This window comes from Pseudomonas salmasensis (genome assembly GCF_014268375.2).
GTDB classification, from domain to species: Bacteria; Pseudomonadota; Gammaproteobacteria; order Pseudomonadales; family Pseudomonadaceae; genus Aquipseudomonas; species Aquipseudomonas salmasensis.
The window spans coordinates 1,083,581-1,097,434 of sequence record NZ_CP077083.1 but is presented as its reverse complement, the minus strand read 5'-3'; the positions used below and the strand labels follow the sequence as shown (position 1 = coordinate 1,097,434).

6 protein-coding genes and 1 pseudogene are annotated in these 13,854 nt (G+C 57.6%); 4 read left to right on the top strand and 3 right to left on the bottom strand.

Annotation, left to right across the window (positions count from 1 at the left end):
• The first annotated feature begins 262 nt into the window (after positions 1 to 262).
• Positions 263 to 994, top strand: coding sequence for a TetR/AcrR family transcriptional regulator (locus HU731_RS04560; RefSeq protein WP_032880606.1), 732 nt, complete (start codon positions 263 to 265; stop codon positions 992 to 994).
• A gap of 313 nt (positions 995 to 1,307) precedes the next feature.
• Positions 1,308 to 5,180: an immunoglobulin-like domain-containing protein gene (locus HU731_RS04555; RefSeq protein WP_217894833.1), complete on the top strand. Its 3,873-nt coding sequence runs from the start codon at positions 1,308 to 1,310 to the stop codon at positions 5,178 to 5,180.
• 70 nt (positions 5,181 to 5,250) lie between these two features.
• On the opposite strand, the pseudogene HU731_RS04550 reads toward HU731_RS04555, so the two are convergent.
• A pseudogene (locus HU731_RS04550) lies at positions 5,251 to 5,624 on the bottom strand (FUSC family protein); the annotation flags it as partial.
• Positions 5,625 to 6,049: 425 nt separating this feature from the next.
• On the opposite strand from HU731_RS04550, the gene HU731_RS04545 reads away from it, so the two are divergent.
• Positions 6,050 to 9,925, top strand: coding sequence for a YncE family protein (locus tag HU731_RS04545; RefSeq protein ID WP_217894832.1), 3,876 nt, complete (start codon positions 6,050 to 6,052; stop codon positions 9,923 to 9,925).
• A gap of 58 nt (positions 9,926 to 9,983) precedes the next feature.
• On the opposite strand, the gene HU731_RS04540 is transcribed toward HU731_RS04545, so the two are convergent.
• Both HU731_RS04540 and HU731_RS04535 read right to left on the bottom strand, forming a co-directional pair.
• Positions 9,984 to 11,045: an FUSC family protein gene (locus tag HU731_RS04540; protein WP_186609188.1), complete on the bottom strand. Its 1,062-nt coding sequence runs from the start codon at positions 11,043 to 11,045 to the stop codon at positions 9,984 to 9,986.
• 152 nt (positions 11,046 to 11,197) lie between these two features.
• Positions 11,198 to 12,814 (bottom strand): NADP-dependent glyceraldehyde-3-phosphate dehydrogenase, encoded by a 1,617-nt coding sequence (locus HU731_RS04535; protein ID WP_186609190.1) that lies wholly within the window; start codon positions 12,812 to 12,814, stop codon positions 11,198 to 11,200.
• Positions 12,815 to 12,952: 138 nt separating this feature from the next.
• On the opposite strand from HU731_RS04535, the gene HU731_RS04530 reads away from it, so the two are divergent.
• Positions 12,953 to 13,828: a Dyp-type peroxidase gene (locus tag HU731_RS04530; protein ID WP_186609192.1), complete on the top strand. Its 876-nt coding sequence runs from the start codon at positions 12,953 to 12,955 to the stop codon at positions 13,826 to 13,828.
• The last annotated feature ends 26 nt before the right edge of the window (positions 13,829 to 13,854 follow it).

Genomic DNA, 13,854 nt, shown 5'->3' with positions numbered 1-13,854 from the left:
ATTTCTTGTTTTTAAAATATTGTTTGAATAGTAACTGCCTTCCTCACGCTTCGCCAGCCGTCGAGGTAGAGCGGTTTTACCGGTTGAAACGATTTTCTCGCTGGGTGTCAGAGGCAGTTAAAAAACCTTCTATTTGCCTCAAAAGCCCGAATATACGGGCTTTGCAAGATATGGCGGAGTGTCACTACTTGCTTTCGACGGGCCGCCCCGGTATAAAAAATCAAATTATTTTTTAAAACAATATTTCCGCCGTGGAACCCATATGGTCGCGAAGAAACTCAGCGCTCCAAACGTTACCAAGACTCGACTGCTGGATGCGACAGAGGCTCTTTTCATCAAGTACGGCTATGACGCCGTGTTGCTACGGCAGATAACCGAACGCGCCCAGGTCAACCTGGCGGCGGTGAACTACCACTTCGGGGACAAGGACTCCCTGATGAAAACCCTGCTGATGCAGCGCCTGGAGCCGCTCAACGAGCAGCGCCTGGAATTGTTGGCGCGCTGTGAAGCCGAATCCGACGGCCCGCTGGACTGCGACACGTTGCTGGGCGTGCTGTTTGCCCCGGCCATGGGCCTGGAACGCAGCGACCCGGCCAGCGGGGAAGGGCGCTCGTTTATCCGCTTCCTGGGCCGGGTCTACAGCGACACCTCGCCGTTTATCCAGGAGTACCTCAAGGTGCATTACCAGCCGGTGTTCCAGCGTTTCTTTGAAGCCTTCGCCCTGGCCTTGCCGGATTTGCCGCGCAATGAACTGGGGGTGCGCCTGCAATTTGCCCTCAAGGCCATTTCCGGGGTCATGGCCGGCACCGAACTGCGCCTGCTGATGAACTCCATGAGCCTGGGCCGCCCGGCCACGGATGCCGAGGTGATGGCCAAGCTGATCACGCTGGTGTCGGCAGCGATTCGGGTGCCGCAGCAGAGTGCCGAGGCTGAAACGGCGTTGGCCAAGGTGCTGGAGACCCAGCGCGCCATTCGCGAACAAGCCACACGCTGAAACCCATCCCCAACCCCCTGTAGGAGCGAGCTTGCTCGCGAAAAACGCAATGACACCGCGGTTAACCAGAATGCCCGCGTTATCGTTGACGTTCTTCGCGAGCAAGCTCGCTCCTACAGGGTGAGGCCGTTTGCTGACCAAAAAGCAGGCAAAAAAAAGCCCGCTGGGGCGGCGGGCTTTTCACTCGCCCCAATATACCGCTTGTCGCCACTGTCAATTCTCACAGCTAGACGCGGCTTCCCTCACCGCTGTTTGATCTTCCTGGCCCCACGCATAACTTTCTGTGCGTGCCCTTCAGCCAGGAGAACACTTCATGTCTGGTTACCCTGATTCGGATAGTGATCGCGCGCCCTCCGCCTCTGACGACACTTCTTTGCCCATCGCCTGCCTGCCCCGCCAGAGAGAATCCATTGCCGCCGGCCCACAGCGCGTGGAAGACCTGGACCATCCTTACTCGGCCTACCCGGCTATACCGCTAAGTTATGTGCCTGGTGAGGTTGCGGTCTATGGCCTGGGCATCCGGCATGTGCGTCCTTATGCGCTCTATTCCTTTGAGAATTGGACTTCTCAGAGTTCCAACGACTACTTCGCCATTTACTTTGACGATTTGGTTTACGCGGCCGCTGACGATCTCGTTGAGGATACCACCCTGGTTCGCCAGAACCTGGCCATTCCCGAGGAGCGTATGCCCGAGGGTGAGGTGGTGACCTATGGTCGAGTACGGCGGGCAGGCAGTGGCTCCGAAAGCACATCCCCTCAACAGATTATTCTGATCAAGACCACCCGGCCGGGAGGCACCGATATCGACCCGGGCAGCTCATGGCATACCGGATTGGTCATGGAAGTCGAAGGGTTCCCCGAAGGCGAGACCCTGCGCTTGGAAAATATCGGCCTTGGCGTGTATTGCCTGATTGAGTCGTACGAACACATTCGCAAGAACGATGTGATCGAACTGTCCTGGGATGGCATTTTTGTACTGCATACCGTCACGTCCGATGAAGCGGGCGCAGCGGAGCCGATCCGTGTGTTTGTGGATAAGTCGATCATTGCGCAGGGCGGACAACGGGGCACATTAACCCTGCGTTTTCGGGTGCGGGATGTGGTAGAGAACTTCTCCGGCGAAAAATATCAGTACTCCAAACCCTATTTCCTCAACGCCGAACTGGATCCCAACCTGTTGGGCGCGCCGATTTTTCTGGTGGATGACCGAGAGTCCCGGCAGATCGACTTCGATACCCAGAGCGGCTCGACCTTCACACTCATCGCCCTGACAGACCGGCAGTTTCCAGAGCCTGACCCCAAGTATAAGATCACCGTTTCCTTGCTTTGCACGCGAGACGATGGCACCAGCGAAACTATCCGGTTGGGACCTGTGCCTGATTTGAACAGGGGGTTTACCTCTATTCCCATCGAGAACGACATCATTGCGAAAGTCGTCGGTGGCTCACTTCGGGTGTCATTTTCCTGGCAAGCCGATGCGCCGCTACCGCGCGAGTCCGGTAGCATCACGATCACCGTGGTTGGCACCAAGGTTTCAATGCCCGTGCCCAGCGTCAGCCCTATCGAACTGGGGTTGATTCCGGCAGGTGAGGACATCACGGTCACCATCCCGGCTTACGAGCCGCATGACCCCGGCTGGCTGGAAACGTTGTACATCACCCATGTACCGCCGGGAGGGGGTAATGCGACTATTTTTAGTCGAGCACAATATGCAGGTTCGCAGGGTGGCACCTACTCGGTCACGGCCGCTGAGTTGGAGCAATTCAACGGGCGGGGTCCAATCCAGATCTATTACACCACCAATGACGGCGCCGCCCATATCCTGGGAGGCGGCGCGTTGGCGATTCGTCCATCGGCGATGCTCGGGGCGCAAGTCGGTGAGCGCACCGCCGACATGCCGGCGCCACGCTTGCAAGGCGCTATTGGTAACAACGTGGACCCGGCTGATGTGCCCGGCAGTGATGCGCTGGTGACCTTTACCTACTTGGACACAAAGGCCGGCGACACGCTTCACTGGTCGTGCGTTGGCTCGGGTCTTGGCGGATCCGCCAGTGGCACCCTCACGATCAACTCGGCAACCGCTGGCAAGGAGCTAAACTATCCAGTCACCCGCGACATTCTTGATAAAAACCTTAACGGTAGCCTGCGCATTTCCTACAGCCTGGAGCGCGCTGGCCCGCCGAAAGTAGTGCTGCGTTCAGAAGTACTGATGCTCACCGTGGGCAAAGGTGTGGAATTGGAACGGCCGATTATCGAGGGGGCCTCCACCTCTCCCGATGAACTCAATCCGTTGGCGGCAATAAGCGGCACACGGGTAATCGTGAAATTTCGGCCGATGCTGGACAGTGACCTTATTACGGTGGATTGGATCACCGCTGATCATCACGGCAGCTTCGCAGATAATGTCGCTGGTAACCCAACTACCCATGAAGCCAGCGTGTGGATCGACGCTCGCACCATCGCCCGCGGGATTCGTGAGGGCGGCAACACCATCAATGTGCAATATTACTTCCATCGTGGCACGTTCCTCTACGAGTCCGTGATCGTGCCCCTGCGGCTGCTGCCGCTGACCGGATTGCCGACGCCGACTATCGAAGGCATCAGCGGGCCAGTTCTGGACTTGTCGCAGCTCAGCCCGACCGCGCGGACTTACATCCCGGTGTGGAGCTTCATCCATGCTGATCAACTAATGTGGATGACGTACGAAAGTGAAGGCGTTGTGTTTGAAGACACCTACACCGCCAACGAGGTCACGGACGACGGCGTGCTGAATGGGATCAATCCGCCCACCCCCGTGGACAAGATCAAGCTGCTGGGGGACGGTGTGGATTTGACAATCAAGTTCTGGGCCAGCCTGGCGGAACGCTCTGACAAGAACACTGCCGTGCTGTTCGGTGTGCGCCATTACACCATCCAGGCCTTGCCGGGAATATTGCCTCATCCGTTTATCAACGGAACCGCAGATACCGGGCCAAGTGTGACGGTAGACCCGCTGCCGATTGAGCACGATACGACCGTGACCGTTCGCTACACCGGTATGAGTGGCCAAGACTACATAACGCTTGAATGGATTTTTGCCGATGGCACTCACCATACGGCGGGCAAGAATGGATTGGATGGAGGCATGGTGGCATTCAACCTAGCCACGGATGAAGTGTTGCATCGCAGTGTGAACAGCACGGTGTGCTTGAAGTATTCAGTGAAGCGTGAGGGTGTGGCGGACCCGATTCCGTCAAATGTGCAAACGGTGAGGGTCAATGCCATTCCTGCTGCCAGTTTGCCGCAGCCACGGATCAATAATATTGCACCCGGCGGCACGTTGAACCTGAACAGCTTCGCAGGCAATGCCCTGGCATCAGTGATCAAATGGTCTTTGAGTTCAAAGTGGAATCGTGCGTGGCTCACCTGCAGCAGTTTGGGAGTGTCGCCCTTTCATGTACTCACGGCTAACGGGGCGTTGATCACCTCAATAGAGGCTGCCAATGGCCTTGTGAACAAAGCGGTACTACGGAGTTGGCTGGAGGCATTACCCAACAACAGGCAGATAACGATAACCTGTGAAGTGGAGTATGGCGGTAATACGGATAAAGCACGTGCCGTCGTATTTCCTACTACGTCATACACCGTTGCCTATCCAGCCTTGTATATCAGTACAGCCACGATGACGTTAAATGGAACCGCCTATATCGTGGCCGGCTGGCCAAAGAGAGCAGAATACCCCGGTAATACGCAAACCCGAGCGGCAACAGGTGGTCGGCCTCCTTATACCTACACCTCCCAAAACCCGTCCGTGGCGACGGTCACATCTACAGGGTTTGTGTCAGGGATGCGTAATGGCAGTACGAACATTGTTGTCACTGACAGGGCGGGTGGCCAAGTGTCCTACACCGTCAGCGTCAGTAATGTATGGCAGGTACGTGAAGACCGTCGCGGAATGGATTGGGGCGCGGCAGTCAATTGGAGAAAGTCCCTGCCAGGCGCTATTGGCCATTACGGCGATGCTATTCGCTTCATGGGCAACGCTTATGGTTGGCCACTGCCGGTACCTTATGATTCTTGGTATTGGGTATGTACAGAGCCTCAATGCGACGCCTGGACCGGAGTACTCTGGGATTCCATCGACCCAGAAGTAGTCTGGTGTAATCAAAAGCAGTCGCTTGGGTGGGCCTGGTGCTTGCAACCCTGAATATCAGTGCACTGTAGAAAAAAGGCAAAGCAGGTTCATGGCGTTGTAGGACCTGCTTCTCTGGCTGTTACTAAATTTTCCAATGTAACGAGCTTTTCAAAAGCCGCTCGCGCATCCATCGACATTGGCGGTCAGTTGCAGCGTCAAGAGTCGATAGCCGTCCAACCCATTGAGCACTTGGCCCTCCAGCAGTACGGCATTCGGTGCGACACTGCCTGGGCGCTCCAACCGCTCCGTCACTCCCGACTTCAACGCCCGCGCCATCCTCACCAGTTGCACCCGTATCTGCCGATGCTCGACCTTCAACATGACTTGCATCCGCGCCGTAGTCTGCTCATCGCGCGGGTCTGGCCGGGTATTGCCCAGAATCTCCAAAGTGCTGATGCACATGCGCAGATGCCGCTGGATCGCATCCAGTTCAGTCATGGAAATCCGCACTTCCTTGAACGATCATTGCCTCCTGTATGAGCGAGCTTGCTCGCGAAAAACGCAATGACGCCGCGATTAACCAGAATGCTCGCGTTATCGTTGAGGTTCTTCGCGAGCAAGCTCGCTCCTACAGGGTGAGGCCGTTTGCTGACCAAAAAGCAGGCAAAAAAAAGCCCGCTGGGGCGGCGGGCTTGATATGCAACGTTTGTAACGGATGAGGCTTCACACTACGGCTTGGCTTGTGAATAAATCGTGAAAAATATGTAAGAAAAGGTGTGAATATGCGGGCATTGTATTAACGGCACTTTCACTCGACCCAATATACCGTTTGTCGCCACTGTCAATTCTCACAGCTAGACGCGGCTTCCCTCACCGCTGTTTGATCTTCCTGGCCCCACGCATAACTTTCTGTGCGTGCCCTTCAGCCAGGAGAACACTTCATGTCTGGTTACCCTGATTCGGATAGTGATCGCGCGCCCTCCGCCTCTGACGACACTTCTTTGCCCATCGCCTGCCTGCCCCGCCAGAGAGAATCCATTGCCGCCGGCCCACAGCGCGTGGAAGACCTGGACCATCCTTACTCGGCCTACCCGGCTATACCGCTAAGTTATGTGCCTGGTGAGGTTGCGGTCTATGGCCTGGGCATCCGGCATGTGCGTCCTTATGCGCTCTATTCCTTTGAGAATTGGACTTCTCAGAGTTCCAACGACTACTTCGCCATTTACTTTGACGATTTGGTTTACGCGGCCGCTGACGATCTCGTTGAGGATACCACCCTGGTTCGCCAGAACCTGGCCATTCCCGAGGAGCGTATGCCCGAGGGTGAGGTGGTGACCTATGGTCGAGTACGGCGGGCAGGCAGTGGCTCCGAAAGCACATCCCCTCAACAGATTATTCTGATCAAGACCACCCGGCCGGGAGGCACCGATATCGACCCGGGCAGCTCATGGCATACCGGGTTGGTCATGGAAGTCGAAGGGTTCCCCGAAGGCGAGACCCTGCGCTTGGAAAATATCGGCCTTGGCGTGTATTGCCTGATTGAGTCGTACGAACACATTCGCAAGAACGATGTGATCGAACTGTCCTGGGATGGCATTTTTGTACTGCATACCGTCACGTCCGATGAAGCGGGCGCAGCGGAGCCGATCCGTGTGTTTGTGGATAAGTCGATCATTGCGCAGGGCGGACAACGGGGCACATTAACCCTGCGTTTTCGGGTGCGGGATGTGGTAGAGAACTTCTCCGGCGAAAAATATCAGTACTCCAAACCCTATTTCCTCAACGCCGAACTGGATCCCAACCTGTTGGGCGCGCCGATTTTTCTGGTGGATGACCGAGAGTCCCGGCAGATCGACTTCGATACCCAGAGCGGCTCGACCTTCACACTCATCGCCCTGACAGACCGGCAGTTTCCAGAGCCTGACCCCAAGTATAAGATCACCGTTTCCTTGCTTTGCACGCGAGACGATGGCACCAGCGAAACTATCCGGTTGGGACCTGTGCCTGATTTGAACAGGGGGTTTACCTCTATTCCCATCGAGAACGACATCATTGCGAAAGTCGTCGGTGGCTCACTTCGGGTGTCATTTTCCTGGCAAGCCGATGCGCCGCTACCGCGCGAGTCCGGTAGCATCACGATCACCGTGGTTGGCACCAAGGTTTCAATGCCCGTGCCCAGCGTCAGCCCTATCGAACTGGGGTTGATTCCGGCAGGTGAGGACATCACGGTCACCATCCCGGCTTACGAGCCGCATGACCCCGGCTGGCTGGAAACGTTGTACATCACCCATGTACCGCCGGGAGGGGGTAATGCGACTATTTTTAGTCGAGCACAATATGCAGGTTCGCAGGGTGGCACCTACTCGGTCACGGCCGCTGAGTTGGAGCAATTCAACGGGCGGGGTCCAATCCAGATCTATTACACCACCAATGACGGCGCCGCCCATATCCTGGGAGGCGGCGCGTTGGCGATTCGTCCATCGGCGATGCTCGGGGCGCAAGTCGGTGAGCGCACCGCCGACATGCCGGCGCCACGCTTGCAAGGCGCTATTGGTAACAACGTGGACCCGGCTGATGTGCCCGGCAGTGATGCGCTGGTGACCTTTACCTACTTGGACACAAAGGCCGGCGACACGCTTCACTGGTCGTGCGTTGGCTCGGGTCTTGGCGGATCCGCCAGTGGCACCCTCACGATCAACTCGGCAACCGCTGGCAAGGAGCTAAACTATCCAGTCACCCGCGACATTCTTGATAAAAACCTTAACGGTAGCCTGCGCATTTCCTACAGCCTGGAGCGCGCTGGCCCGCCGAAAGTAGTGCTGCGTTCAGAAGTACTGATGCTCACCGTGGGCAAAGGTGTGGAATTGGAACGGCCGATTATCGAGGGGGCCTCCACCTCTCCCGATGAACTCAATCCGTTGGCGGCAATAAGCGGCACACGGGTAATCGTGAAATTTCGGCCGATGCTGGACAGTGACCTTATTACGGTGGATTGGATCACCGCTGATCATCACGGCAGCTTCGCAGATAATGTCGCTGGTAACCCAACTACCCATGAAGCCAGCGTGTGGATCGACGCTCGCACCATCGCCCGCGGGATTCGTGAGGGTGGCAACACCATCAATGTGCAATATCACTTCCATCGCGGCACGTTCCTCTACGAGTCCGTGATCGTGCCCCTGCGGCTGCTGCCGCTGACCGGATTGCCGACGCCGACTATCGAAGGCATCAGCGGGCCAGTTCTGGACTTGTCGCAGCTCAGCCCGACCGCGCGGACTTACATCCCGGTGTGGAGCTTCATCCATGCTGATCAACTAATGTGGATGACGTACGAAAGTGAAGGCGTTGTGTTTGAAGACACCTACACCGCCAACGAGGTCACGGACGACGGCGTGCTGAATGGGATCAATCCGCCCACCCCCGTGGACAAGATCAAGCTGCTGGGGGACGGTGTGGATTTGACAATCAAGTTCTGGGCCAGCCTGGCGGAACGCTCTGACAAGAACACTGCCGTGCTGTTCGGTGTGCGCCATTACACCATCCAGGCCTTGCCGGGAATATTGCCTCATCCGTTTATCAACGGAACCGCAGATACCGGGCCAAGTGTGACGGTAGACCCGCTGCCGATTGAGCACGATACGACCGTGACCGTTCGCTACACCGGTATGAGTGGCCAAGACTACATAACGCTTGAATGGATTTTTGCCGATGGCACTCACCATACGGCGGGCAAGAATGGATTGGATGGAGGCATGGTGGCATTCAACCTGGCCACGGATGAAGTGTTGCATCGCAGTGTGAACAGCACGGTGTGCTTGAAGTATTCAGTGAAGCGTGAGGGTGTGGCGGACCCGATTCCGTCAAATGTGCAAACGGTGAGGGTCAATGCCATTCCTGCTGCCAGTTTGCCGCAGCCACGGATCAATAATATTGCACCCGGCGGCACGTTGAACCTGAACAGCTTCGCAGGCAATGCCCTGGCATCAGTGATCAAATGGTCTTTGAGTTCAAAGTGGAATCGTGCGTGGCTCACCTGCAGCAGTTTGGGAGTGTCACCCTTTCATGTACTCACGGCTAACGGGGCGTTGATCACCTCAACAGAGGCTGCCAATGGCCTTGTGAACAAAGCGGTACTTCGTAGCTGGCTAACGGGGCTTGCAGATAACGCGCAAATCACGGTAACCGCCGAGGTGGAGTACAGTGGTAATACGAACAAGGAAAATGCAGTCGAGTTCCCCTCGACAACTTATACGGTTGCCGCACCAAAACTTGAAATTGATACTTCGCTTTTGACGCTGTCGGCTGTCAGCATACATAACGGCTATGGCACGCAGCAACAAGACTACCCAGGAAAGACCGCCACCCGAACAGCCCGTGGCGGACGTCCACCTTATCGCTATTCACGAACTGGGGGGGCATTCGATATCAATGCCTCCACAGGTAAGGTCACGGGTCATACCAATGGTTCAGGGGTCGTAACGGTTACGGACCAAGATGGAAGGACCGCTAGCTATTCTGTCGCTGTATCAAACTGCTGGCAGATCGAAATTGGTCACCGTTTCGGTACAGGTCATGATGCTTTCGCCCAAGTAGTAATTCCCCCGAATTATGAAATCAGCCCAGCAGAATGGAGCGCTATATACGCCGCATATGGCAACGTGCCGATTTATTGGCAAGTCCCCTACGATGAAGCATGGACAACAGCTGCTATCAATAATGGCACCTCGTTGGCCTATAGCAAGCGCACTGGGCAACGCCGATATGTAGCTCTGCAGGGAGTAATTGGTGTCGATTGTATTTACAAGTACGCCAGATAAAGGAATGAAAAGGGACGGCTCTAGTTTAGTTATGGATCCGTCCCTGATTCTTATAAATTTAAATCTTCCAGTGCGATGAATGCTTGGCCAACCGTTGACGCATCGCGTTCACATTCGCCGCCAATTGCACCGTCAACAATCGATACCCATCCAGCGCACTGTAAACCGGCGCATCCAGCGCAGGCGTACTGCCTGTCGCGTCACTGCTACGCTCCAACCGCTCCGTCACTCCCGACTTCAACGCCCGCGCCATCCCCACCAGTTGCACCCGAATCTGCCGATGCTCGGCCTTCAACATCACCCGCATCCTTGCCGTGGCCTGTTCATCGCGCGGGTCCGGTCGGGTATTGCCCAGAATCTCCAGAGTGCTGATGCACATGCGCAGATGCCGCTGGATCGCATCCAGTTCAGTCATGGAAATCCGCACTTCCTTGGATACCGACGGCATCAACGAGCGCAGTTGCACCATTGCCCCATTCAAGCGGTTGAGCAGCTTGAGGTGTTCATCGTCGGTTATCGATTGTCCATTGATGATCCGGCTATAAATCTGCGCGCAGTCACGTAGGGCGCTGGCCAGGTTGTAGCGCCACGAATACACGGCGTACAACGGCAGTGCGAAGGAAAACGCCAGGGCCAGTACGATGCCGATCAGGATATCGACGGTGCGCCACAGGCCATCGGAGATCGGGTTGTCGCCATGGCCGGCGACAATAAACACCGTGATCGCCGACAGCAGCGCGATGTAACCGCCCTTGCCGATGGCGTGATAGGAAAAGAACCCGCACACCACCGACATCAACAGGTAGGTGAGCAACGGCACGCCGAAGTAAGCCTGTTGCACCACCAGCAGCAAGCCGACGCTGGCGCCGATTAAGGTGCCGTAGGCGCGCTCGACGGCTTTCTTGCCGATATTGCCGTGGTGCTGCAACCCGCCGATCACGATCAGCATGGTCACCGACGCCCATTCACCGTGGGGCAGGTTGAGGCCGGTGGTCAGCAGGATGGTTGCCAGCAAACCCACCGACACGCGCGCGGCATGGATCAGCTTGGCATGGCGAAAGCGGCGGTAGGGGTCGAGCAAGGGGCGCAGCAGGCGCCGGGCAAAGAAGGGCAGGTTCATCAGTATTGAAGTGGCCTCAGTAAGTAGGGCAGGCTCGGTCTGAATGGTGGGAGCGGGCTTGCTCGCGAAAGCGGTGTATCAGTTAAAAGTTTGTTGAATGACACTCCGCTTTCGCGAGCAAGCCCGCTCCCACATTTTGTTCGGCGGCGCTCTTAAAAGATGTAGTCGGTAGTCAGGAAACTCGAATCGCGGTTGCGCAAAATGTCGCTGACCAACGCCTTGTTACTCTCCTGGAACTTGGTCGCCACCAAGGTGCGGATCGAGAACACGCGCAAGGCGTCATGTACCGACAACGTGCCCTCGGCCGAGTTCTTGCGCCCGTTGAACGGAAAGGTGTCCGGCCCGCGCTGGCATTGGGCATTGATATTGATGCGGCCCACCTGGTTGGCGAAGGTGTCCACCAGGCGCCCGACTTCCACGGGGTCGGTGCCGAAGAGGCTCAGCTGCTGGCCGAAATCCGAGTCCAGCACGTAGTCGATCACGGTGTCCAGGTCACGGTAGGGCACGATCGGCACCACCGGGCCGAATTGCTCTTCGTGGTAGACACGCATCTGCGGGTTCACCGGGTACAGCACCGCCGGGTAGAAGAACGAACCACGGCTGCTGCCGCCCTCGGGGTTCATCACTTTGGCGCCATGGCGCGCCGCGTCGGCCACCAGCTCGTTGAGGTAATCGACCTTACCCACTTCCGGCAATGGGGTCAGCGCTACGCCGTCGTCCCAGGGCATGCCGGGCTTGAGCGTCGCCAGCTTGGCGTTGAATTTCTCGATAAAGCGTTCCACCACGTCTTCATGTACGAACAGGATTTTCAACGCGGTGCAACGCTGGCCGTTGAACGACAGCGAACCGGTGACGGCTTCGTTCACTGCATTGTCCAGGTCCACTTCGGGCAGCACGATCCCCGGGTTTTTGGCATCCAGCCCCAGCGCAGCACGCAAACGGTGCGGCTTGGGGTGCAGCTTTTTCAAATCACTGGCGGCCTTGTTGGTGCCGATAAACGCAAAGATGTCGATCTTGCCGCTGGCCATCAGCGCGCTTACGGTCTCGCGGCCGCTGCCGTAGATCACGTTGATCACCCCGGCCGGGAAGCTGTCGCGGAAGGCTTCCAGCAAGGGGCGGATCAACAGCACACCCAGCTTGGCCGGCTTGAACACCACGGTATTGCCCATGATCAAGGCCGGGATCAGCGTGGTGAAGGTCTCGTTCAACGGGTAGTTGTAAGGCCCCATGCACAGCGCCACGCCCAGGGGCACGCGGCGGATCTGGCCGAGAGTGTCCTGCTCCAGTTCAAAGCGACTGCTGCGGCGGTCGAGTTCCTTGAGGGCATTGATGGTGTCGGTGATGTAGTCGCAGGTGCGGTCGAATTCTTTCTGCGAGTCCTTGAGGTTCTTGCCGATCTCCCACATCAGCAGCTTGACCACCGCATCGCGCTGTTCGCGCATGCGCCGCAAGAACGTCTCGACGTGCTGGATACGCTCAACCACGCGCATCGTCGGCCATGCACCCTGGCCTCGGTCGTAGGCGCGCACGGCAGCATCCAGGGCGGTGAGGGCGGTGTCGGCATCCAGCAGCGGCGTGCTGCCGATGTGCACGCGCTCGTCACCCAGTTGCACCGGGCTTTGCACGCGGGCTAGCGGGCCGTTCCACACCTGCAACTGGCCATCGACCAGGTATTCACGTTGCTCAATGGGCGCGGCCAGGCGAAATTGCTCGGGAATCTGCGCGGTGGAGGTGGGAAACAGCTGGGCGAGCAGGTTGCTGGTGGTCATGTCGCTACCCCTGGAATAGTTGCAAAACATGACTAGAGAGTCACCCAACAAGCGGCTCTAACGCAAGGCTTGCGCGCATTCTTGTTCGCAGCGCGGTGTGCGCCGGGTAAACTGCGCGGCTTTTCAGAAGGAGTTCACATGAGTCAGTACCAGCCGGGCATTCTTGCCGCACCGGTGCCTTTGCAGGCCCGCCATCTGTTTTTCGCCCTCGATTCGTTGCAAGCCGTGCCCGCTGCGCTGGACGCACTGGTGCAGTTGACGGATGCGGCGGCCGTGGTGGGTTTCGGTGAGCCGCTGGTAACGGCGCTGGGTGCCCAGATCCCAGGGCTGCGCTCATTCCCGGCCGTCAGCGGCCCTGGCGCCCACAACCCGTCGACTCAACAGGCGCTGTGGGTATGGCTGCATGGGGTGGATCGCGGTGAGTTGCTGCTGCGCAGCCGGGCCGTGGAAAAAGCCCTGGCCCCGGCGTTTCGCCTGGTGCAGTCGACAGAAGGCTTCCGCTACAAGACCGGTTTTGACCTGACCGACTACGAAGACGGCACCGAAAACCCCCACGACGATGCCGCCGTGGAGGCCGCGCTGACCGACAGCGGCGCCAGCTTCGCCGCTATCCAGCAATGGCAGCACGACCTTGACGGTTTCGCCGCGCTGCCTGCCCAGGAGCGTGACCACATCATTGGCCGCCGCCATGGCGATAACGAAGAGCTCGACGACGCCCCCGAGTCGGCCCATACCAAGCGCACCGCCCAGGAGAGCTTCACCCCGGAAGCCTTCGTGGTGCGCCGCTCCATGCCCTGGGCCGAAAATGGCCAGGCGGGTTTGATGTTCCTCGCATTTGGTCATTCTTTCGATGCGTTCGAAGCGCAGTTGCGACGCATGAGTGGGTTGGAAGATGGGATTGTCGATGGCCTGTATCGCATCAGCAAGCCGTTGACGGGGGGCTATTACTGGTGCCCGCCGCTGAAGGACGGGCGCCTGGACCTGGGCGTGGTTTTTGAGACGCCGCTTCCTTGAGCGATTATTGCCCCCTGTAGGAGCGA